The organism is Synechococcus sp. CBW1002 (genome assembly GCF_015840915.1).
Taxonomy (GTDB): Bacteria; Cyanobacteriota; Cyanobacteriia; order PCC-6307; family Cyanobiaceae; genus CBW1002.
The window spans coordinates 2,217,947-2,239,692 of the sequence record NZ_CP060398.1 but is presented as its reverse complement, the minus strand read 5'-3'; the positions used below and the strand labels follow the sequence as shown (position 1 = coordinate 2,239,692).

Here is a 21,746-nt window from a genome sequence, read left to right as displayed (position 1 = left end):
CGATCAGCCGAGCTCCAGGCAGGCCAGCCCGAAGACTTCCTCAAGCGGGAGCTGCGGACGTGGTCCGCGATACATGCGCAGGGTCTGTCCCACCCTGTCGAAACCGAGTCCCGCCAACAACTGCGCTGCAGCGGCATTGACCTGGGGGGCATCGATCAGCACCTGCCCCGGGTGTTCCAGGAGCAAGCCACGGAGCAACCCCTCTGCCAGTGCGGGCGTGTCCGCGATCAACGGACCCACGCGCCAGCCTTCTGAGGTGGGCAACAGGCAGGGCCTGATCCGCCCGAAGCCATGGCAGCAGCCCTGCCCATCGATGAGGGCCCGCACTGTTCCGGCTGGATGGTGCAGCCAGTCGCGCAGGAAGTGAGGGCGGGGGCTGGGGGCGTGGCGCGCGTCGTAGGCCACCACGGCTGCGTCGTGAACAGCGTCAGCGCCCACCAGCGCAAGCGCCGCCCCAGTCCCTTGCCGCCACCGTGCGGAAGGTTTCGGTTGTCCTGCCGACAGGAGGCTCCAGCGACTGGTCGGAGAGGCGGCATGGAACCCCCAGCCGGCGTAATCAGCAATGCGATCGGTGGCGGCCTCCAGGCCGATGCAGGGCACGTCGGCCAGATGGTGCATGGCATGGCGCCAGAGCTGCAGTCCATAGCCCTGGCCACGCCAGGCTGGTCGGACCAGGAACAGACCGATGAATCCGTAGGCGCAGTTGTAGCGCACCCCCGCGATGCAGCCGATCGGCTCTTCTCCCAGCCAACCCAGCCACAATCCCTGCCGGTCGGTGTGGCGGTAGATCGCCACATCTCCCTGACCAGGTGCAAAGCCTTCGGCGCGAGCCCAGGCCGTCACATGGGCGATGTCGACCGGCCGCAAAGGGCGGATATCCAATCGCTGCTTCATCCACCTACCCTCCTCTTGACCGGACGGCCATGCTGCATCTCTGTCATTTCCTTGACGTTCTTCCGGCCCAGCGCCTGAACATCGACTCCCCCAACCTCTGAACACCGTTGTGACCGCAACCGCCAGCGCGCCAAGCGCGATTCTCGAGAGCCGCCAGGCCAGCACGGAAGACGCTCTGAACTGGTTCGATTCTCTGGCGCCGGTCGACGCTGCCGCCCTGATCGGCCTCTGGCGCGGAGCCGAGATTCGCACGGGTCATCCGATGGACGGCTGGCTCGAGGCCTCCGGTTGGTATGGCAAGGAGTTCGTGGATGCGGAAACGGTGCATCCGCTGCTGTTCCGGGGCGCTCGCGGTGGCATCGTGCGGGTAGTGCCCAACCCTTTGGCGATGCGCAGCCTTCGCCGGATGCCCTTTCTCAAGGCACCATTCTGGAGGCCGGCCCTGCAGATGACCACAGCCCTGCTGGCCACTCAGCACAGCTGTGCACGGCTGCGGATGGTGGAGTGCCGTGGGCAGGTGAGTGCCGCCATGGTCTACGACTCCCTCCCAATCATTGACTGCTTCCGCCGCATCGACAACGACCGCATCCTTGGGATCATGGACGAAAAGGGTGTGGCTCAGCCCTAATGTGTTTTTACTCGAACGCGACGTCTGTCCGTCCCGGTATCCGCAGCAACCCAGGCCCTAGAGACCGATCCGACCTGTAGGCATCTGATGTGATGTGCGACCCGCTAAACAGTCCGCAGCTGCCACCGCGGATTCTGATCGTCGACGATGAGCGGTTCAATCGTCAGCTTCTGACAACGGTGCTCCAGGACGAAGGCATCATCAGCACGGCTGGAGGCAGCGCTGAGGCGTTGGAGGCTGTCCGGATGAATCCACCCGATCTGATCCTTCTGGATGTCCGTCTGCCGGATATGGACGGCTTTGAGGTATGCCGCCGGCTGAAGAGCAATCAGGCCACCCAGGACATTCCAGTGATCTTCATCACGGCGATGAACAATCCGGAAGAGGAGGCCCGCGGCCTGCATCTTGGCGCTGTGGATTACATTACGAAACCCTTTAATCATACCGTAGTGAAAGCTCGGGTACGCACCCAGCTTCGACTGAAGCAGCAGGCCAACCTCCTATCACGCTATGCCTTCCACGATGCCCTCACTGGCCTGGCGAATCGACGAGCCTTCGACAGACTTGGGGAGCACGAATGGAACAGCTGCCAACGTCAATCCTTGCCCCTGGCGGCTGATCCTGCTGGATGTTGATCACTTTAAAAACTACAACGACCATTACGGCCACGGGGCCGGAGACGATTGTCTGATCGCGATCGCTCGGTCCATGGCCTCGGCGGTGAATCGCTCCAGCGATCTGATTGCCCGTTATGGCGGCGAGGAATTTGCCATCGTGCTGCCGGAAACCGCACTTGCGCCCGCTTGCGCACTGGCGGAACGGGTTCGCCATAGCGTGGAGGAGCAACATCTGCCCCATGCGGCGTCCCCCACGGCCCCCCATGTGACCGTGAGCCTTGGCGTGGCCAGTCTGGTGCCCTCCGGCGGCAGCCGAATTCGAGACCTGATCCTCCAGGCTGACGATTGCCTGTACCGGGCCAAGCGGCAGGGCCGTAATCGTGTCTGCTCCAGGGCCGGTGGTTCCAACTCAGAAGCCACAGCCGATGCCAAGGCCGAGAGCCTCCCAGCGATCGACACTCAGCCATGAGTTCAGAGCTGGCTGATCGGTTCGGGGCTTGGGGGTTCCCCGCCCTGGTCATCCTTCGGCGAAACCGGTCAGATTGGAACCATCCAGAAGCTCCATCGCCAAAGACGTCAGATGCCCTCCGCCATCCGGAACCCCATTCCCGGTCCGCTGCGTGGACTACGCCGCCGCCTTGGCCGGGTGCTGCTCGCCTGGGGAGAAGCCCTCGATCCGCCTCCACCCCCGACGGGTCCGGCGTCGTTGCCAGTGGGCTCCCTGACCAAGGCCATCTCGCCTGCCGCCGCCCAATGCCCTGCCCTGCGGGAACCGCTTTCGGTGGAGAACGCCGTTCTCAACAGGGAAATGACCGTACTCAAAAGGGAAGTGAGCGATGCCCTGGCCGCCCTCGCCGCAGCCCATGCGCTGGTCACATCGGCGCGCTTGGCTCAGGTGCAGGCCATGCGGGCTGAAGTCGACGATGGGGCTGCCTCAGCGGATGCTCTGATGGCCCTTGCCGCTGACTACCAGGGCTGGCAGAGCGACCAGGTCCGACTGTTTGATGCGCTGGGATTGGTGCTGCGCATGAAGGTGCCACCGGGCAATGTGCTTGATCAGGTGGATCCACGCCTGCACGAGCAGGCCCGTTCCCATCTCGAGGGCCTGTCTCTGGAATATCAGCGAGGCCTGTTGATGCAGCAGTTTCATCCGCCGGGTTGAGCCAGCGTGGGTTAGGCATCAGCCTGCCGGTTGTCGGTGCGTGGATGGGCCAGTCGTGTGGAACCGCTCAGGGTGAGACCTGCGCCCGGCCGTGGAGCTGCACCATGCCCCCCTCGAGGTTGGCGCGCTCGATCGTGATGTTGGGGTCCATCGGCAGGCGTGCCCGGATGCCACTGTCCACGGCACGGATCTCCACGGTGCCCCCTACAGCCTGCAGGTCAGTCTCCAGCTCGAGCAGCCCGGACTGACCCACCGCCTGGGCGGCCAGCACCAGCCGGTCCTGCTGGATCCGCAGCCGCACCAGCGGCACCAGGCCGAGCAGCTGCTCGCTAAGCCAGTCGCCGAGGGAGCGCCACTGGGGCCGGCTGAGGGAACGGGAGAGCCCTTCAGCGGTGAAGGCCACCTGGCCACGAATTCCGAACGGATCCTCCAGCTGGACTGATTGCCCCTTCAGCACATTGCCGACGGCCACCCGGATCGGGTCGGCACGAAGCTCCACCAGTTCGATTTCGAGATCCTGGTAGCGCACCCGCCGCGCCATCAGCCGCACACCGCTGAGGCGGCCGCGCAGCAGCTGCAGGGCCGAGCCCTCCAGTTGAAGATCGAGGCTCTCGATCGACTCGCACTGCTGCCGGATCCAGAGCTGCAGACCGGTGGCGATCAGTTGCATGACAGGACCGGACTCCTTCTCGGTTGGAGCGTTGGCCGCCCCTGCGGAAGGGGGAGCAGGAGTAGGGGGATCCTGGGGGGATTCGGGCAGGGGAGACGTGCTGCTCATCAAGGGTCACCCACGGGCTGCTTTTCTGAACTGGATTGCATGGGCTGCTCTGGATCCCTGCGCAGCGATGGGGTCTCGACCATGGACCACCAGGTGTCCGCCACCTGCAGGGGTTGATCGATGTGGGGAAGATGGCCACAGGCCTCCAGCTCCACAATCCGATCGCCAAGAAGAGCCAGGGCAGCCCGTTTCTGCGGTGACCTCAGGATGCGGTCGTCGGCGCCCCAGAGCACCCGGATGGGCTGATGCGGCAGGGGTTGGCCGCAGCCGGCGAAGCCGCCGGAGCGCGCGAAGCGACGCAGCGACTCTGCCCAGCCAGGAGTGCGCAGATGCAGGGAGGCGATTTCCAGCTCCGGTTCTCCCACATCTCGGTCCGGCTGGGCGAATGCACTGCGGCAGAGCCCACGGCGCACCTCTGGGAGGGAAAGAAAGCGCACCCCCAGGCCATCGAGCAGGGGCGGCAGGGGCATCGGTCTTCCCGTCAGCCCGGCTGGAGCCAGAAGCAGCAGGCGATCGATCCGAGCCGGGTGGCGCCGCGCCAGCTCCACCGCCACCGATCCACCCATGGAGGCCCCGATCAGGCTGATCGACGCATCAGAACCTGCTGCACTGGATGAAGCGATGCGCTCCAGCAGCGCCTCAAGATGGAGAAGCACACCGCGGGGGGAATAATCCCCCTTGGATGGGCGGGGGCTGAAACCGAAGCCGAACAGATCGGGGATATAGAGACGGTGCCGCCTGGCCAGCAACGGCGCCAATCGCCGGAACTCCAGAAAGGAGCTGTCGAAGCCGTGGAGAGCAAGCAGGGGCGGCCCCTGCCCCAGCACCGCCACGGGCCAGGCCATGCCGTCATCCCCCAGACCAGGCAGCGACCACCACTGCACTGAAGAGGCCAGGGAACGCCCCTCGGGATCCAGAAGGTTGAGCGCCGCCTGCTGCAGCAGCGCTTCCCCCCCGACGGCACCAGCCGCTGGCTTCAGCAGCTGGGTCACATTGACGGCCGCTCAGCTGACAGCCGATCTGTTGCCAGCGCCCGGCACACCGTGGTGCTCACCAAGGCTGCGAGGAGTTCCTCCTCGCCAACGGGGAAGGGCAGATGGTGCAGATCCGAACCCTCCTGGCAGGCGAAGGCGCAGACCGACTGCAGATCGACCAGGCTGGCTCCGGCCAGGCCCAGATCCTCCAGGGTCACCGGCAGGCCGAGGGCGCGGAAGAACGGCAGCAACTGGCGGCGCGCCTGGGCGGCGAGCTGGCTGCCGCCCACCACCTCCTCAAGCCGCAGCTGCACCAGAATCCCGAACCCAACCTTCTCGCCATGGAGGGCGCCGTGGCTGGCCCGGAGCTGGGTGAGTCCGTTGTGAACGGCATGGGCCACCACTGTCCGGCAGCGGGCACCGCCGATGCCACCGATCAGGCCAGCGGTGAGGCCGCAGGCCTCGGCGACACGGTCCCAGGCGGCACCGCCCGGCTGGGCCAGGGCCTCCACACCCTCCAGCAGCAGCTGATCACGCAGTACCCGCGCCATCTGCACGGCCTGCTGGGTCACACCGTCCTGGCTGGCACCGCTGCTCACCGAAGCCTCGTACCACTTGGCCACCGCATCGGCGATGCCGCTGGCGAGGGTACGCAGCGGCGCCTGCCGCACCAGCCGATGGTCGAACACCAGCAGATCGGGGCAACGCTGCAGCGCTACGTCACCCTGGAAGGCTCCAGTGGGGGAGTAGAGATTGGCCAGGGCTGTCCAGCCCGCGCAGGTGGCGGCGCTGGTGGGAACGGTGACGCAGCTCAGACCGAGACGATCGGCCAGCAACTTGCCGGCGTCGAGAACCTTGCCGCCTCCAGCGGCGATGACGCCGTCACAGCGGGCGGCCTGGGCCTGGAGCGCAATCGTTTCGAGATCCTCTTCGCAGCAGTCGTGCTGCAGCTCCGCAGAGGTGGGGGCACAACCATGACCCTGAAGATCCACCAGCAGGGAGGCGCGTAGGGACTGGGTGGCGTTGCTGCGGCCCAGCAGCAGGGGCCGGCGCGTCAGGGTCGCCACAGCGTCGAGGGAGTCCAGCCACGCCCCTGGACCGCGCAGAACCCTTGCCGGTGCGATGACGTGGGCAATGGAGCAGGGCCTGCCCCCCTCGGGTTCTGCCTGGGCCACGGGTTCGATCGACTGCTCCATCGGCTGCTGGATCTTGAGGGTTGTCCTCGTGGTCGGGACTGCCCGGCCGAAGACTTTGCACAATCCATAATCTAGAAGCGGCTCTGGGTGCATGAGAGCTGCTGATGGAATCGAGGAGCGACGCCCTTCAGAATCGCCGCACTGCATGGCCCCATGGCCGCGGCTGCTATGCCCTTCCTGATCAGTTCCCTGCAGATCGTCGGCGGCATCCTTCTGCTCTTCGGCGGCGGTGAATTGTTTGTGGCTGGTTCGGTGGCAGTGGCCCTGCTCCTGGGCATTCCCCAGCTGGTGATTGGCCTCACCGTGGTGTCGCTCGGCACCAGCGCCCCGGAGCTGTTCGTGAGTTTGCTCTCGACCCTGCAGGGAGGTGCCGGCGGTGATGCCCTGGCCGTGAGCAACGTGGTGGGCAGCAACATCTTCAACGTGCTGGTGGTGCTCGGCTGCAGTGCCCTGGTGATGCCACTGCGCGTCCAGAGTCGGCTGGTGCGCCGCGATGTGCCTCTGCTGCTGGGGGTGTCGATGGCCGTGTGGGGGATGGCCTCCGGCGGTCGCCTCACCTGGCAGGCCGGCGTCGCCCTGCTGGTGGGCACCGTGATCAATCTGGTCTGGGAAAGTCGCACGGCCAGCGAACACCCGGAGGAGTCGGCCGATGGGATGGAGGAGAACGAGGCCAGCTCCACACCTGTGGCCATCGCCCGGCTCGCTGCGGGACTGCTGCTGCTGGTGGGGGGATCCAAGCTGCTGGTGGATGGAGCCACCGCCGCCGCTGTGGGCCTCGGGGTGAGCAATACCGTGATCGGCCTGACGATCGTGTCGGCGGGCACCTCGATGCCGGAGCTGGTCACCTCGGTGGTGGCGGCTTACCGCGGCAAGACCGATCTGGCCATCGGCAATGTGGTGGGCAGCAACCTGCTCAACCAGTTCCTGATCCTCGGGATCTGCGCCACGGTGTCCGGCGGCCGCGGCCTGGGGGTGGATCCGGTGATGATCAGCCGCGATCTGCCGATCATGGTGCTCACCACCCTGGCCTGCCTGCCGATCTTCTGGACCCAGGGGGTGATCACGCGGCTGGAGGGCGGCATCCTTGTGCTGCTCTACGGCCTCTACCTCACTGAACAGATCCTCAGCAACAGCGCCCCCGCCATGGCGGATCCGTTCCGCTTCGTGGTGGTGGCAGCCGTGCTGCCGTTGGTGCTGGTCTTTCTCGTCTGGCAGATGCTGCGCTGGCGAGAGCAACGCAGCGGCTGAACCTGCTGTAGGGGGAATGCGTGAGAAGATCCGGAGAGTTTCCGGCCCCTGATGCGCTCCATCACCGTTGCCAAGGCGGTCCGACCCCTGTTTGGGAAGGCTCCCGGCCTGGGCTCTAGGCGCCTGGGTCTGGCCGTGACGGCCCTGCTGGCGGGCCTTCCTCTGCTCACGGCCTGCGCTCCGGAGGGCGCCACCGGTCTGGAAAGCCCGAAGATGTCTCAGATCAAGGCGCGCGGGCGGCTGATCTGCGGGGTCGAGGGCAAGCTGCCCGGCTTCAGCTTCGTCGAGTCCAGCGGTGCCTACAGCGGCCTCGATGTGGACGTCTGCAAGGCGGTGGCAGCCTCCCTGCTGGGTGATCCCTCCAAGGTGGAATACCGCGATCTCAATTCCACCGAACGCTTTGCGGCCCTGGCAAGCGGTGAGGTGGATCTGCTGTCGCGCAACACCACCATGACCCTGAGTCGCGACTCGGCTGGTGGCAATGGGCTCAGCTTCGGCCCCACCACCTTCTATGACGGCCAGGGGGTGATGGCGCCGACGGGCAGTGGCATCAACAGTCTCAAAGATCTGGCTGGCAAGCCGATCTGCGTGGAGAGCGGCACCACCACCGAGCTCAACCTGGCCGACCGGATGCGCGAGCTGAAGGTGCCCTACACGCCGCTCAAGTTCCAGACCAGTGACCAGACCTACGCCGCCTATCTGGGTAAGCGCTGCGTGGCGGTGACCTCCGATCGCTCGCAGCTGGCGGGCAAGCGCACCAGCTTCCCCGATCCCAGCGCCCATACCCTGCTGCCGGAGGTGCTGAGCAAGGAGCCCCTCACCCCCGCCACCACCAATGGCGATCCGGTCTGGGCCGATGCCGTGCGCTGGACGGTCTACGGCCTGATGCAGGCGGAGGAACTGGGGATCACCCAGGCCAACGTGGACGCCAAGCTCGCCGAGGCCAAGGCCAGTGCGAACCTGGCGGACCTGCGCCGCTTCCTGGGTGTGGAAGGGGATTTCGGCCGCCAGCTGGGTCTGCCGGCTGATTTCGTGGTGAAGTCGATCAAGGCGAGCGGCAACTACGGCGAGATCTTTGATCGCAATGTCGGTCCTGGCTCCAGGCTGAAGCTGGATCGCGGCCTCAATCGCCAGTGGAAGGATGGCGGCCTGATCTACTCGCCCCCCTTCCGCTGATGCCGGCGGCCGAGCCCCCACCGCGCCAGCCGGTGACGATCGCCTGGTGGCGCAACCGCCGGGTGTTGCCCTGGGTGATCCAGATCTTGGTCGCCCTGCTGGTGTTGCTGCTGATCGCCTTTCTGCTGGGCAATCTGATCCGCAACCTCACGGCGGCGGGGATGCTGCTGAGCTGGCGCTGGCTCGGGCAGCCCGCCAGCTTTGACATTGCCGAATCGCTGCTGCCCTTTGATGCGGCCATGCCCTACTGGCGGGGCCTGCTGGCAGGGCTGGTGAACACCCTGCGCGCCGTGCTCACCGGCCTGGTGGGGGCCACCCTGCTGGGGACAGCGGCGGGGATGGCGGCCTTCAGCAGTAACGGCCTCTTGCGGGCCCTGGTGCGGACCTACGTGGAAGTGGTGCGCAACATCCCGCTGCTGCTGCAGCTGGTGTTCTGGTATTTCGTGGTGTTCCTGACCCTGCCGAACGGCACGGCTGCCCTGCAGATTCCGGGTGTGGTGCTGGCCAAGTCGGGGCTCTATGTGGCCGGTTTCGCTGAGGGTCTGCGCTGGGCCGGGCCCCAGCTGGTCAATGGCGTCTGGCAGGCCCCCCTGCGGCTGTCGGTGGAGTTCTCCGCCCTGATCACGGGTCTGGTGATCTATTCGGGGGCCTTCATTGCCGAGGTGGTGCGCGGTGGCATCGCCGCCGTGCCCAGGGGTCAGTGGGAGGCGGCGGCCTCCCTGGGGCTGCGCTGGTTCACCACCCTGCGCCGCATCGTGCTGCCCCAGGCGCTGCGGGTGATCATTCCCGGCCTCAACACCCAGTACATCTCCCTGGCCAAGAATTCGTCGCTGGCGGTGGCCGTGGGCTACGCCGATCTCTATTCCGTGGCCGAAACGACCCTCAACCAGACGGGTCGTGCCGTGGAGGTGGTGGTGCTGCTGATGGGGGCGTATCTGATCCTGGATCTGCTGATTTCGGCGCTGATGAACGGGCTCAATCACCTCGTTCAGATCAAGGAGCGCTGATGACTCACTCCCCCGCCCATCCGGCGCGCTCCGCCGCCAATCCGTCCCGCTCCGCATTGCTGTGGCTGCGGCGCGAGCTGTTTTCCAGCCCCGCCGACGGAGCCCTCAGCATCGGCCTGATCACCCTGCTGCTGCTGGCAGGGGCGGGCTTCCTGCGTTGGGCCTTCAGCCAGGCCGAGTGGGCGGTGATCCGGCTGAACAGCACCCTGTTCGCCGTGGGGCGCTACCCGGAGGCCGAGCAGTGGCGGCTCTGGCTGATCACGACCCTGTTCTCGGCCGCCGCCGGCCTCAGCTGGGGGCTGCTGCGCGCCTACCCCCGCGCCGATCGAAGGGGCGAGCTCTGGCCCCGTAACGACCGCATTGCCGCAGCCTTGCTGACCTTCCTGGCCCTTTGGACACCCTGGTTCCTGGAGCTGTCGGCGTCGATCGCCGGCCGTTGGTGGGGCCTGGCAGCCCTGTTGCTGGCCCTGCGTTGGCTGGCGGGCCGCTGGGGACGGCGACTGCCTCCACCGGTGCTGCGCCTGGTGCCCTTGCTCTGGCCCGTGCTCTATCTGGTGGGGCTTGGCCTGATCAACGGCGGCATCGGCCTGATCGATGTGCATCCCACCGCCTGGGGTGGCCTGCTGCTCACCCTGGTGGAAGCCAGCCTGGCGATCCTGCTCTGTTTCCCCCTGGGGGTGCTCCTGGCCCTGGGGCGCCGCAGCGAGCTGCCGCTGTTGCGCTGGGGATCGGTGCTCTACATCGAGTTCATCCGCGGGGCGCCACTGATCACCCTGCTGTTCCTGGGCCAGAACATCCTCGGATTCCTGCTCCCCGGGGGGCTCACTGCCGATCGGGTCTGGCGGGCCGCCTGGGTGCTCACCCTCTTTGCCGCGGCCTACCTGGCGGAAGCTGTGCGGGCCGGTCTGGCAGCGGTGCCTGGCGGACAGCTTGAGGCGGCCCGCAGCCTGGGGCTCTCCTACTGGCTGGCGATGCAGCGGGTTGTGCTGCCGCAGGCCCTGCGGGTGGCCCTGCCGGCAATGGTTGGGCAGTTCATCTCTCTGTTGCAGGACACCACACTGCTTTCGCTGATCGGCCTGATGGAACTGCTCGGCATCGCCCGCACGGTGATGGCCAACCCCGCCTTCCTGGGCCGCAACGGTGAGGTCTATCTCACGCTGGCGGTGCTGTTCTGGATCTGCTGCGCAGCTCTGGGCCTGGGCAGCCGGGCCTTGGAACGTCGCCTGGATCCCCACATCACCGGCAGCTCCCGCTGACGCATTTCCAGCATTCGCTGATGCACCCTGAGCCAGCAGCCCAGATCAGCCTCTCGGCTCTCCCCCCATCCTTCACCGCTTCGGTGCCTTTCCGATGACTCCACCGCTGCCGCAATCTCTGGACACCCCGAATCCTCAGGGCGACGGCCGGTCCATGCCCCTGATGATCGAGGCCAGGGGAGTGCAGAAGTGGTACCCGAATGGCTTTCACGCCCTGCGCGGCGTTGATCTCTCAGTGCGGCGGGGGGAGGTGGTGGTGATCATGGGGCCATCGGGGTCGGGCAAGAGCACCTTTCTGCGCACCTTCAACGCCCTGGAAACCTTCCAGAAGGGCACGATCGAGGTGGATGGCATCGCCCTCACGGACGATCTGCAGCAGATCGATACGGTCCGGCGTGAGGTGGGCATGGTGTTTCAGCAATTCAATCTCTTTCCCCATCTCACGGTGCTCGACAATCTGATGCTGGCGCCGGTGCTGGTGCGCCGTCGTTCCCGCGAACAGGTGCGTCGTCAGGCCCTGCAACTCCTGGAGCGGGTCGGTATCGCCGAACAGGCCCAGAAGTATCCCGGTCAACTTTCGGGCGGCCAGCAGCAACGGGTGGCAATCGCCCGCTCCCTCTGCATGGAACCGCGGATCATGCTGTTCGATGAACCCACCAGTTCCCTTGATCCCGAGATGGTGCGGGAGGTGCTGGATGTGATGCAGAACCTTGCCAGCGAAGGGATGACCATGGTGGTGGTGACCCACGAGGTGCGCTTCGCCCGGCAGGTGGCCAGTCGGGTGGTGCTGATGGCGGAAGGGAGGGTGGTGGAGGAAGCCGAGCCTGAAGACTTCTTCACAGCCCCCAGCCATGAGCGCTCGCGCCGCTTCCTCGACCAGATCCTCTGAGCCGGGGATCATGGAGCCTTGAACCTTTGCAGCGCTGGGTTCAGACCCTGACGCCCTCCTCAGAGCGACCGAGATAGCGGAGCACAGCCTGGGTGCGGTTTGTCACCCCAAGCTTCTGAAAGATCGTCTGCAGATAGATGCGCACCGTTCCAGATGTGATCCCCAGATGGGCAGCGATCTCATTGTTGGTGAGGCCATCAGCGAGGCAGACGAGCACATCCCCCTCCCGGCGGGTGAGCGGCGGCAAGGCTGTGACGTTGGCTTTCAGCTGCTGCAGACCCTGATTGCGTTCGCGCAGGGCGCTTGTGGCGGTGGTATCCCACCAGCTTGCGCCTTGGCTGAGGCTGCGTAGGGCCACCTCCAGATGGTCCAGGGCCACGGCCTTATGGAGATAGCCCGAAGCCCCCATCTCCCACAGCCGCCCCACCCAGCTGACATCGTCCTGGCTGGTGAGAATCAGCACCGGCAGCCCGAAACCTGACACGATCCGCCGACAGACCTCCATGCCACCCAGGCCCGGAAGGCCGATATCCAGGATCACCACATCCACGGGCGCTTCGGCCAGCAGCTCCAGAGCCCGTTCTCCATCGGCCGTGGTGCGCACGTCCTCCACAAAGGCCTGGCGATGCAGGAATGTCTCGATCCCGAGGCTGTAGGCCTGGTCGTCTTCAATCAGCAGGAGCTTCAAGAGACTTGGTGTCAACCTCACGCCACGATGGCACCTCTGCCGGCAGAACGACCTCGAACAGGGCTCCACCTTCGGGGCGATTGGTGGCGGTGATCCGGCCATGGTGAGCCTCCACGATCTGGCGGCACAGGTAGAGCCCCAGGCCACTGCCGCGTCGATCGGGATCAGCGCGGTAGAAACGATCAAATAGTTGGGCCAAGGACTCTGCAGGAAACCCGGGACCACGATCCAGCACCTGAAGGCGTAAGTTCACTGTCCACAGCGACGAGAACCAGGGCAATCACATCGCGGCGGAGGGAGTGGCCGATCGCATTGAGAAGAAGGTTTTCCATTAACCGACGCACCATGGCGGCATCGCACAGCCAGGTCAGGGTGTCCTGCCCAGCCGGGAGGCGCAGCTCCAGCACAATCGACCGTTCCTCTGCCAGGGGGCGTACGGCTTCGATGGCGTCCTGTGCCAGGCCGATCACGTTCAGGGGCTCTCGATGGAGAGGCAGGCCGTCGATATCGGCGCGGAAGATCTGCAGCAGGTCCTCGATCAGCCGAAGGCAGCGCTCCTGGCTGCTCAGGATCGCGACAAGGCCGCGCAGCTGCAGGTCGTTCAGCCCATCAGGATCAAGCTCCTGGCGCATCAGTCGGGCGGTGGCCAGAGTTCCGAGCACCGGGGTCTTGAGATCGTGGGCCAGGGTGTCGATCAGATCGTGCCGAAGATCGGCCTGGGCCAGACGCACCTCCATGGCCAGCTGGCGGGTGTGCAGGCGTCGATTACGGAGACATAATTCCGTGGTAACCCCCAGTGCCAGGCAGGCCAGAAGGCGGGAGGCCAGCGGCCGCCAGGCCAGGGACGCCGGCCAGGCTGCGGTGTGCAGCCCCAGCTTCAGAGGGATCAGCGTCAGCAGGCAACAGAGCAGGAAATAGCGCATCGCTTCGGCCCGTCCGCGACGCTCCGCTCCCAGCAGAAGGGGAACGACAAAGAGATAACCCACTACCACCTGCGTCGAAGAAAGCCAGTCGGCCAGCTGAATCAGCAGGGTGAGAAAGATGATGAAGCCGCGGGACTGCAGAACCCGCACACCACCTGCCCCAGGCCTCCGGGCCGATGATCGCGCCTCCAGGGACGTGGGAGGGCGGGAGTCTGCGGTCATGCGGAGGTTGTGAAGAGCTGAATTCTGGGATCGCTCCTCAGCGCTGGGGCGCCAAACTCCAGGCACGGGGCATTGGCTCCCGAACCCAAGGCTCCTCCCCGGGAACACGCCGTGCAGGCTCTGATCGAAACGCTCCCGGATCTGATCAGCGCAGCGGTGGAGGCCAACCAGCTCTGGGGCTATCTGGTGATCGGCATGCTGATGTTCTTTGAGAACGTCGTTCCACCGATTCCGTCCGAACTGATCATGCCGCTCGCCGGTTTTCTCGTAGCCCAGGGGAAGCTGGCGCTGCTGCCGGTGGTGGTGGCCGGCCTGAGCGGCACCCTGCTCGGCGCCTGGCTCTGGTACGGGGTCGGTCGCCTGATCAGTGAAGAGCGGCTGGCACGCCTGCTGGCTCGCCATGGGCGCTGGATCGGCCTCCATCCGAACGATCTGGCCCGCAGTCGCCGCTGGTTTCAGCGCCACGGCCATGCGGTGGTGTTCTGGGGCCGGATCCTGCCGGGGGTGCGCACTCTGGTATCGGTTCCAGCCGGTCTGGAGCTGATGCCTCAGCTGCCCTTCCTGCTCTGGAGCGGGGCCGGCAGTCTGATCTGGATCCTCTTTCTCAGCCTGGCCGGCATGACCCTGGGCGAGCACTACGAGCAGGCCGCGGCCCGGATCGACCCCTTCGCCCACGTGATCCAGGTTGTGCTGGTGCTGGCCGTGCTCGTCGTGGTGGCCCGGGTGGCTTTGGTGCTGCTGAGAACCTGGCGGGATCGCCGTGGTCGAGGCCTCGATTAGCGGAACGCGGGTTCCTCGGTGGTGGGCTGTCCCATCCCCGCGGGATCCAGGCGTTCGAGCGTGGTGATCAAGGTGATCGATACCACGACCACCACAACCGCGAATGCCGCCATGAGGCCATCGTTCCACCGCAAACCCCGGGGCGGTCTCTCCCCCATCCCTTCAAGCGGCCGACCGCAATCGGCACAGATCAGGCTGTCCCGGCCACCACCCACCCCCTGTCTGGAGCGGGCCGCCACACGACAACCGCAGGAAGGGCAAGGCAAGGGTGGAGCGCGGAACCAACCCCTATCGTCCCACCGCTCAGCGCAGGCGGTGATCAGGACACCTGATCACAAATCTTCTGATCACGAATCCTTGATGCAGACATAGGATTTTCTCGCTGCCAATCCACCCATGATCAAGCGGCACCCCTTTAGTATCAGCGGCCAATCATTGCCGTTGTCCAACCGATGCCAAAGGCCTGAACAAGCTGTCTCCCTTTTTCCTCGCCTGGCCCCGATCACCTTGCTGGGGTGAAGTGTTGTCGATAACTCCCGCATGGCACCTCATTCAGGCTTGAATGTGTCATCCACCCGATCACTCCAGGCGGCTTCCAGAGTGGCCAGGGCCTTGGCCAATGTCTGACCACTTCTGGATGTCCATGGCTGCCTTGCTTTTCCTTCCCCCTACTCCCCTGCGATGAGCGTCTTCCTGGCTCAGACGGCCTGGCTCATTCCTCTCTACCCCCTTCTCGCCGCCCTGGCCTCGCTGGCCCGGTTCGGGCGGGATCGCCCGAACCGGGCCAAGGCCGTGCGGTTACCTCAACCTGTTGATGGTGAGCGTGTCGTTCGTCCACAGCGTGCTCGCCCTGATCGCCCTGCATTCCAATGCCGCGGCTGGCGCCGCCGCCCTCTATCGACCTCTGACGATCAGCTGGACCTGGCTGTCGACCGCCGGACTGCGTATCGGCTTTGATGGGATCATCAGCGAACCGTCGCTGATTGCGATGACGGTGATCACAGGCCTGCATGTTCTCGTGCAGATCTACACGATTGCCTATCTGGAAATGGACTGGGGCTGGCCCCGCTTTTTCGGTTGTCTGAGTTTCTTCGAGGCCGGCCTCTGCGGGCTTGTTCTCACCGATTCGCTGTTCTTCAGCTATGTGATCCTTGAATTGCTCACCCTCGGTACCTATCTGATTGTTGGTACCTGGTACAACCAATCTCTGGTGGTGAAGGGAGCCCGCGATGCCTTCCTCACCAAGCGGGTGGGGGACCTGATCCTGCTGGCCGGGGTGATCGCGCTGCTACCGATGACCGGCACCTGGAATTTCCATGGCCTCCAGGCCTGGGCGGCGGCCCAGGCCGCCTCTGGTGATGGCTTGCCGGCGGCCTTCACCCTGATCCTTCTGGCCCTGATTGCAGGCCCGATGGGAAAGTGTGCTCAGATCCCGCTCCATCTCTGGCTGGATGAGGCGATGGAGAGTCCGATTCCCTCCACCGTGCTGCGCAATTCGGTGGTCGTGGTCGGTGGTGCCTGGGTGTTGCTGCGCCTGGAACCACTGATCGAACTCAGCCCGCTCGTCCAGGCCGTGCTGGTGGTCGTCGGGGGAACCACCGCTTTGGTGGCCTCCCTGATCGCCCTGGCCCAGGTGGATGTGAAGCGCGCCCTGTCGTTCCTGGTGAGCAGTTGGCTGGGTTTGCTGTTTGTGGCTGTGGGACTGAGTGGCATCACTGTTGCCGACCATCTTCTGCTGGTCTATCCCCTGCCGATGGCCCTGATGCTGATGTCGATCGGCACCATCGTGATCAGCAACGTCACCCAGGACCTCACCCAGCTGGGTGGGCTGTGGAGCCGCAGGCCCCTGATGGGCATCGCTTTCCTCGTTGGTGCCTTCGGCCTGATCGGTCTGCCTCCGTTCGGCGGCTTTGCCGCGCTGCGGGAATTGTTGGCCCTCACGGCCGCCAGTACCCATCCCCTGCTGCTCAGCGGCCTGGTGCTACTCACCAATGCATTGATCAGCGCGGGGCTGATCAGGGTCTTCGGCCAGATCTGGGGAGGCCGCACCACCCCCTTCACAGTCCGCTCTCCGGAAGGGCTCTGGTTGATGGTGCTGCCCACGCTGTTCCTCACCGGTCTGGTGCTGCACATGCCCCAGTTGCTGGTGCGGAACGGCATCTTTGCCCTCACGCCCCTGCCTGGCTGGGGTCCGTTGGCGGTTCCCTTGCTGCTCTCCACCCTGCTGGGGGGTGGACTCTCGGCCCTCTTCTATCTGCGGCCCCATCCCCTGGCCCATCTGCCGGCAGCCCTTGGGGGCCTGCAGGACTGGCTCGCCCACGACATGCAGACCGAGCGCTTCTATCACCGCACCGTGGTGGGGCTGGTGCTGACCCTGGCCCGCCTCAGCGCCTGGTCGGATCAGCGTCTGGTGGATGGGTTCAGCGAGGGTACCGGTGAAGCCACCCTCGAAGGCGCCCGGCGCCTCAGTCTCACCACCTCCGGCCGGTCCCAGGCCTATGCCCTGTCGCTGCTGCTGGGGGTTCTGTTGATGTCCGCCTGGTTGCTGGCCAGCCAGCCCCTCGTGCCCTTCGTTTCTCTCCGCTGATGGCACCCTCCGTTCTCCTGCTGCTGCTGGCTTTCCCCCTGGCCGCCGGCCTGCTGCTGCCGCTGCTTCCCGAGGGGCAGCCCGTACGGGTGCGCAGCCTTGCGGCTGCGGCCACGGCCGCCCAGCTGCTGGTGGGTCTGCTGTGCTGGCGCCTGCCCCCTGCTGATCTCCATCAAGACTGGGTGCCCCAGCTGGGTCTTCAGCTCGATCTCGGGCTGGATGGTCTGTCGTTGCCGCTGATCCTGCTCACCAGCCTGCTCTCCACGGCCGCCATCCTCTCGGCACCGGCTGATCAGCTGCGGCCCCGGCTGTTCTTTCCGTTGTTGCTGGCCACCAACCTGGGGGTCATGGGCGCCTTCCTGGCCCGCAACGCCCTGCTGTTCGTGCTCGCCTTCGAGCTGGTGCTGATCCCCACCACGCTGCTGGTGGCGATCTGGGGAGGTGAGCGGCGCGCCGGCGCTGCGATCCGTTTCCTCCTCTATGGCGCCGTTTCCGGCCTCGCCCTCCTGGCGGGCGTGCTCGCCTTCGGCTGGTTCAACGCCAACGGTTTCAGCTTCGGCTACGACGACCTCAGCAACGCTGATCTCTCCCCCACCGCCCAGCGCTGGATCCTGGCCCTGCTGCTGCTCGGTTTCGGCCTGAAACTGCCGGTGGTGCCGCTGCACGGCTGGCAGCCGCTCACCTACAGCCAGGCCCCCACTCCGGTTGTGATGGTGGTGGGCGGTGCGGTTTCGAAGCTGGGCGCCTACGGGCTACTCCGTTTCGCGGTGGGTGATCTGCCCGATCTCTGGGTGAGCTGGTCGCCCTGGATCGCCGCTGCGGGCGCCATCAGTGCCGTGTATGGCGCCCTCAACGCCATCGCCCAGAGCGACATGCGCCGCCTGATGGCCTACAGCTCGCTTGGCCATATGGGTCTGCTGGTCCTGGCCCTGGCGGCGGCAACGCCCCTCAGCCTGCAGGGAGCCGTGGCCCAGATCCTGGCGCACGGTCTGATTCTGGCTCTGTTGTTTGCCTGTGTGGGGCTGATCGAGCGCAAGACCGGCACCTCCTCCATACCCGAACTTTCCGGTCTGCTCAATCCCCTGCGGGGCCTGCCGTTCACCCTGGGGATGTTGCTGGTTGCCCTGATGGCAGCCGCCGGCATTCCGGGTCTGGCCAGTTTCCCTGCCGAGCTGCTGGTGTTCGAAGGCAGTTGGACCGCCTTCCCCCGCGCCACCCTGGTGTGTCTGGTGGCCTCAGGCTTCACGGCCGTCTATGCCGTGCGTCTGTTCAACCGGGTGGGCTTCGGCCGTCTGGATAACGAGCGCGCCGACTGGCAGTCGACCTGCTGGAGCGAAAGGGCCCCGGCCCTGGCGCTCACCCTGCTGGTGATCGCTGTCGGGATCTGGCCTACGGCCCTGGTGGGCTGGAGCGAGGCCGATACCGCCGCCCTGGCGGTCCGCCCCCTGATCATCCCGAACTCAATCGCCCCCGCCTCGCTGGCCATGGTGCCCTCCGGCCTCGTCTCAGCGGCCGCCCCCTCCGCTACCCCCTCGGTCGTTCTGCCGTCATGAGCACGTCTCCCGTTCAGGCCGGCGCCCCGGCCACCACCCCCCTGATCCCCCCTTCCAACCATCCCTACGCGGAGGTGATTCACCGGCTTGAGGCCGGCAGCTCAATGCTGCCGGACACGCCGGAGAACCTGATGCAGATCATCGGCATCTACAAGGCCTATGCCGTGCCGATGGATTTTTACTGGCGCGATCTGCTCTACATCGCTGAGCAGGTGTTCCTCCAGCCCCTGCCCGCCTTCAAATACCTGATCTCACAGGAGTATCTGGATCGACCCAATTCCTATGCGGGTGATCAGTCGTCTCTGAGGATCTGGCGGGGTGGAGAGAAGGCGCATCCGGAACTGCTGGCCTTCATGGAGAAGGGCGAAACCTTCCGCATGCCCAAGCTACTCCATCACCTCTGGCACGACCGGGTGAATATGGAGTTCGCCGAGGCCTGCATGCGGGCCATGCTCTGGCACCAGGGTATGGGCAGGGTCGCCTAAAAGTCTGTCCTGGTAGCTCTTGGCAGGTCTGCCAGCATTGGGTTTGGTCGGCGGGTCTCAGTGCCCCCAATGCCCGAAACCCGCTCCACCGGAGTCGATCAGCCCGCACCGGATGACCTGATCAGCTTCCTCAAGGCCATCCCGGATGGGCGTTACCGCCGCGGGGTGCGTTACCCGCAGTGGTTCCTGCTGCTGGTGGCTGTGCTCGGGATCCTGAGCGGCTGCCGCAGCTCCCGTGATCTGGAGGCCTTTGCCCGGCGGCACCGTGAGGCACTCAACCAGGCGCTGGGCCTGAATTTCAAGCGCTGGCCCTCCGATGCCACCTTCCTCTACCTGTTCAACAAGGCCCACCTGCAGGAGTTTGGCCAGGTGCTGCAGGCCTGGATGATCAGCCAGGTCCCAAGCGGGGCAACGGGTCTGGATCAGCTGGTGTGTGATGGCAAGACCCTGCGCGGCTCTGCCGTGGAGACAGAAGACGGCAGTCACCGGTTTGTCGCCCAGGTCACGGTGTACGCCCGGGCCCTTGGCGTCGCCCTGGCCCAGACGACCTATGACACCCACGAATCCAGTGAGCGTGCGGCGCTGAAAGAGCTGCTCAGCAGCCTGGATCTCGATGGCGTGTTGATCCAGGCGGATGCCCTGCACACGACGCAGGCGTTTTTCGCTGGTGCCTCTCCCAGGGGGCCGACGTGCTCCTGACCGTCAAATCGAACCAGAAGACCCTCTACCGCCAGATCGGCTGCCAGTTCCAGGGAAAGCGTCACATCCCTTTCACTGCAACAGATCACGAGAAGCGCCACGGGCGCGACACCGTCTGGGAACTGCGAGCCAGAGAGGCACCGGAGCACATCAAAGCCAACTGGCCCGGCAGCGCCTGGATCGTTGAGGTGATCACAGGCACCCTCACCCGCAAGGGCAAGCGCAAGATCAGGCACCACCTGTTCCTCACCAGCGTGCGCACCACGCCACAAGCCCTGCTGCGCCTGATCCGTCAGCGCTGGAGCATTGAGAACGAATGGCACTGGGCCCGTGACGTCCAGCTGGGTGAGGACGCTCATCGCTACGCCAACCGGATCGGGGCCCCGGTGTTCGCCTTCCTGCGAACCATCGTGATGAACTTGCTGCGGCGGGGCGGCTACCGCTCGATCCGCCAAGGCCTGCGGGAGTTGGCCTACGACATCAAGGGAATGCTGGCACTTGGCGGCGTGGCCAGCCGAGGGAGCTTGGGCTGATCACACTTTTAGGCAGCCCTGAGGGTATGGGGGGGCGTTTCAACGACTATCTCGAATCGGAGGCCTACCGTGCCAATGCTGACCGAGCAATCCATGCTTACTTCAAGCGCAACCCCGTGATGCTGGGCTTGTACAAGTTGTTCCCAGAGATGTTTCTGGAGCAATGCAAGCAGGCCAGCTACACCGCCAATCTCGGCCTGTTCTGGGAGGTGATGGCGCCGGTCTTTTTCGAAATGAGCGACATCTACGATGAAGGTGGCTTCCAGGGCGTTCCCGATGCCATGGACTTTTTGGTGAATGGCATCTTTGCGGTGGCAGGAAGGCCGATCTACCACCACGTCTATGTGGATGGGGAGTGCATTGAAGTCATCCCCAAAAGCGAAGGATTCACCTGGCTCTACGAAGCTGCTCTCCCGTATGTGGAAGCAGTGTTCTACCGCACATCACCCTTCCGAGGCACCAAGAGCTACAACGCCCAGGCTGGACAGGTGCCGAGCGATCAGGCTGATTTCCACTACGGAATTCTCTATGCTGACGTGTTTCCGGTGGGTTCGGCGGGCATCCCCCCCACCCTGCTGATGCAGGACATGCTGCATTTCCTGCCCCCCTACCTGCAGGAGCTCTACCGCAAGCACCGCCGCAGTGAAGAAGACCAGTTGGTTCAGCTGGGCATCACCTTTCAGCGCTCGATGTACAACGTCACCTCGGCGGTGATCCAGGCCTTGCGCTGTGCCCTGCTCTATCCGCTCGACGACACCAATCCGGAGCACCTGCTGGCCAACCGACGCTTCTTCGAGGCGCAGATGGACCGTTTCCTCAGGCCGGAGGCGCGCCTGCCCCAGGTCCAGACCCAGGACTATCGCTGAATCCGTTACCTCCTCTTACACCTATGGCCTCCATCATCGAGACTGCGCGCAGCGCGGGCTGCTTCGCCACTCTCCTCACCGCGGTGGAGGTGGCTGGCCTCACCGCTGCGTTGGAGAGTCCGGGGCCCTTCACGGTGTTCGCACCGGTGGACGATGCCTTCGCAGCCCTCCCGCCCGGCTGCGTGCAGACGCTGGTGGACAATCCGCCCCAGCTGGCCCGCATCCTGAAATACCACGTGCTGGGCGGCAACTTTTGCCGTGCCGATCTGGTCGATCAACCGGAGTGGCAGAGCCTCGAAGGGGCCCCGGTACCAATTCGCAGCGTCGAACCCTTTGAAGTGAAGAACGCCACGGTCGTCTCGGCGGACATCGTCTGCGATAACGGCATCGTGCACGTGATCGACCGCGTCATCCTGCCGGGCTGATCAGCTGCGACAGGCAGCTCGCCAGGGTCGGGCGATCCCCAGGTGATGGTGATCCATGACTGGGATCGTCAAGGCTGATGCTCCCCACCTGTACTCATGGAAGCTGGATCCCTGATTGGGGTCGCGTCACTACCAGATTCAGACAAGGGTGGCCGATCCA

General features: G+C 65.3%; 21 protein-coding genes and 3 pseudogenes. 17 read left to right on the top strand and 7 right to left on the bottom strand.

All coding sequences use genetic code 11. The features are described from left to right. Window positions 1-3: 3 nt before the first annotated feature. Window positions 4-894 (bottom strand): GNAT family N-acetyltransferase, encoded by an 891-nt coding sequence (locus H8F24_RS10930; RefSeq protein ID WP_197169681.1) that lies wholly within the window; start codon window positions 892-894, stop codon window positions 4-6. A 109-nt stretch (window positions 895-1,003) separates the two neighbouring features. Between H8F24_RS10930 and H8F24_RS10925 the strand changes: the two genes are divergently transcribed. The 4 genes from H8F24_RS10925 (at window position 1,004) to H8F24_RS10910 (ending at window position 3,301) form a co-directional block, all read left to right on the top strand. After that, complete coding sequence (locus tag H8F24_RS10925) at window positions 1,004-1,522, top strand: DUF4334 domain-containing protein (protein ID WP_197169680.1); 519 nt, start codon at window positions 1,004-1,006, stop codon at window positions 1,520-1,522. 92 nt (window positions 1,523-1,614) lie between these two features. Beyond that, the gene (locus tag H8F24_RS10920) at window positions 1,615-2,157 is read left to right on the top strand and encodes a response regulator (protein WP_197169679.1); all 543 of its coding nucleotides are present in this window, start codon (window positions 1,615-1,617) and stop codon (window positions 2,155-2,157) included. Continuing rightward, window positions 2,045-2,608 (top strand): diguanylate cyclase, encoded by a 564-nt coding sequence (locus H8F24_RS10915; protein ID WP_197169678.1) that lies wholly within the window; start codon window positions 2,045-2,047, stop codon window positions 2,606-2,608. The genes H8F24_RS10920 and H8F24_RS10915 overlap by 113 nt, the downstream gene beginning before the upstream one ends. 111 nt (window positions 2,609-2,719) lie before the next feature. Continuing rightward, window positions 2,720-3,301: a hypothetical protein gene (locus tag H8F24_RS10910; RefSeq protein WP_197153902.1), complete on the top strand. Its 582-nt coding sequence runs from the start codon at window positions 2,720-2,722 to the stop codon at window positions 3,299-3,301. A gap of 67 nt (window positions 3,302-3,368) precedes the next feature. Here the strand turns inward: H8F24_RS10910 and H8F24_RS10905 are convergent, their stop codons facing one another. The 3 genes from H8F24_RS10905 to H8F24_RS10895 are packed head-to-tail and all read right to left on the bottom strand — an operon-like array spanning window position 3,369 to window position 6,249. Next, on the bottom strand, window positions 3,369-4,079 hold the full coding sequence (locus H8F24_RS10905) for a DUF2993 domain-containing protein (RefSeq protein WP_197153901.1): 711 nt from the start codon (window positions 4,077-4,079) through the stop codon (window positions 3,369-3,371). Next, the gene (locus H8F24_RS10900) at window positions 4,079-5,071 is read right to left on the bottom strand and encodes an alpha/beta fold hydrolase (protein WP_370594613.1); all 993 of its coding nucleotides are present in this window, start codon (window positions 5,069-5,071) and stop codon (window positions 4,079-4,081) included. The genes H8F24_RS10905 and H8F24_RS10900 overlap by 1 nt, the downstream gene beginning before the upstream one ends. After that, entirely contained in the window at window positions 5,068-6,249 is a 1,182-nt protein-coding gene (locus tag H8F24_RS10895; RefSeq protein ID WP_197153900.1) for an iron-containing alcohol dehydrogenase family protein, read from the bottom strand. The genes H8F24_RS10900 and H8F24_RS10895 overlap by 4 nt, the downstream gene beginning before the upstream one ends. Before the next feature lie 168 nt (window positions 6,250-6,417). On the opposite strand from H8F24_RS10895, the gene H8F24_RS10890 reads away from it, so the two are divergent. The 5 genes from H8F24_RS10890 to H8F24_RS10870 all read left to right on the top strand — a co-directional run bounded on the left by H8F24_RS10890 (window position 6,418) and on the right by H8F24_RS10870 (window position 11,825). Continuing rightward, on the top strand, window positions 6,418-7,497 hold the full coding sequence (locus H8F24_RS10890) for a calcium/sodium antiporter (protein WP_197159128.1): 1,080 nt from the start codon (window positions 6,418-6,420) through the stop codon (window positions 7,495-7,497). 51 nt (window positions 7,498-7,548) lie between these two features. Further along, entirely contained in the window at window positions 7,549-8,673 is a 1,125-nt protein-coding gene (locus H8F24_RS10885; protein ID WP_197169677.1) for an amino acid ABC transporter substrate-binding protein, read from the top strand. Continuing rightward, the gene (locus H8F24_RS10880) at window positions 8,673-9,680 is read left to right on the top strand and encodes an ABC transporter permease subunit (RefSeq protein ID WP_197153898.1); all 1,008 of its coding nucleotides are present in this window, start codon (window positions 8,673-8,675) and stop codon (window positions 9,678-9,680) included. Before H8F24_RS10885 ends, H8F24_RS10880 begins: the two co-directional genes overlap by 1 nt. Continuing rightward, window positions 9,680-10,936: an amino acid ABC transporter permease gene (locus H8F24_RS10875; protein WP_197153897.1), complete on the top strand. Its 1,257-nt coding sequence runs from the start codon at window positions 9,680-9,682 to the stop codon at window positions 10,934-10,936. Before H8F24_RS10880 ends, H8F24_RS10875 begins: the two co-directional genes overlap by 1 nt. A 154-nt stretch (window positions 10,937-11,090) precedes the next feature. After that, window positions 11,091-11,825, top strand: coding sequence for an amino acid ABC transporter ATP-binding protein (locus H8F24_RS10870; RefSeq protein ID WP_304623193.1), 735 nt, complete (start codon window positions 11,091-11,093; stop codon window positions 11,823-11,825). A gap of 40 nt (window positions 11,826-11,865) precedes the next feature. Here the strand turns inward: H8F24_RS10870 and H8F24_RS10865 are convergent, their stop codons facing one another. Genes H8F24_RS10865 through H8F24_RS10855 form a run of 3 tightly spaced genes read right to left on the bottom strand, consistent with a single transcriptional unit; the run spans window position 11,866 to window position 13,658 of the window. Beyond that, window positions 11,866-12,513, bottom strand: coding sequence for a response regulator transcription factor (locus H8F24_RS10865; protein ID WP_197153896.1), 648 nt, complete (start codon window positions 12,511-12,513; stop codon window positions 11,866-11,868). Then, window positions 12,494-12,712, bottom strand: a complete 219-nt coding sequence (locus H8F24_RS10860; RefSeq protein ID WP_231597751.1) for a sensor histidine kinase KdpD — start codon at window positions 12,710-12,712, stop codon at window positions 12,494-12,496. Before H8F24_RS10860 ends, H8F24_RS10865 begins: the two co-directional genes overlap by 20 nt. Further along, the gene (locus tag H8F24_RS10855) at window positions 12,696-13,658 is read right to left on the bottom strand and encodes a sensor histidine kinase KdpD (RefSeq protein WP_197169674.1); all 963 of its coding nucleotides are present in this window, start codon (window positions 13,656-13,658) and stop codon (window positions 12,696-12,698) included. The genes H8F24_RS10860 and H8F24_RS10855 overlap by 17 nt, the downstream gene beginning before the upstream one ends. A 72-nt stretch (window positions 13,659-13,730) precedes the next feature. On the opposite strand from H8F24_RS10855, the gene H8F24_RS10850 reads away from it, so the two are divergent. From H8F24_RS10850 to H8F24_RS10815, 8 genes and pseudogenes are all read left to right on the top strand, one after another. After that, entirely contained in the window at window positions 13,731-14,438 is a 708-nt protein-coding gene (locus H8F24_RS10850; protein WP_231597750.1) for a DedA family protein, read from the top strand. Window positions 14,439-15,119: 681 nt separating this feature from the next. Beyond that, window positions 15,120-17,025: pseudogene (locus H8F24_RS10845) on the top strand (NAD(P)H-quinone oxidoreductase subunit F). Further along, window positions 17,025-18,578, top strand: a complete 1,554-nt coding sequence (locus H8F24_RS10840; RefSeq protein ID WP_197153892.1) for an NADH-quinone oxidoreductase subunit M — start codon at window positions 17,025-17,027, stop codon at window positions 18,576-18,578. Before H8F24_RS10845 ends, H8F24_RS10840 begins: the two are co-directional and overlap by 1 nt. Next, window positions 18,575-19,051: pseudogene (locus H8F24_RS10835) on the top strand (CO2 hydration protein); the annotation flags it as partial. The gene H8F24_RS10840 and the pseudogene H8F24_RS10835, both read left to right, overlap by 4 nt. 81 nt (window positions 19,052-19,132) lie before the next feature. After that, window positions 19,133-19,762, top strand: a complete 630-nt coding sequence (locus tag H8F24_RS10830; protein WP_197158706.1) for an ISAs1 family transposase — start codon at window positions 19,133-19,135, stop codon at window positions 19,760-19,762. Continuing rightward, window positions 19,753-20,295, top strand: a complete 543-nt coding sequence (locus tag H8F24_RS10825) for an ISAs1 family transposase (protein WP_197158713.1) — start codon at window positions 19,753-19,755, stop codon at window positions 20,293-20,295. Before H8F24_RS10830 ends, H8F24_RS10825 begins: the two co-directional genes overlap by 10 nt. 20 nt (window positions 20,296-20,315) lie before the next feature. Further along, window positions 20,316-21,161: pseudogene (locus H8F24_RS10820) on the top strand (CO2 hydration protein); the annotation flags it as partial. 23 nt (window positions 21,162-21,184) lie between these two features. Then, on the top strand, window positions 21,185-21,586 hold the full coding sequence (locus H8F24_RS10815; RefSeq protein WP_197153890.1) for a fasciclin domain-containing protein: 402 nt from the start codon (window positions 21,185-21,187) through the stop codon (window positions 21,584-21,586). The last annotated feature ends 160 nt before the right edge of the window (window positions 21,587-21,746 follow it).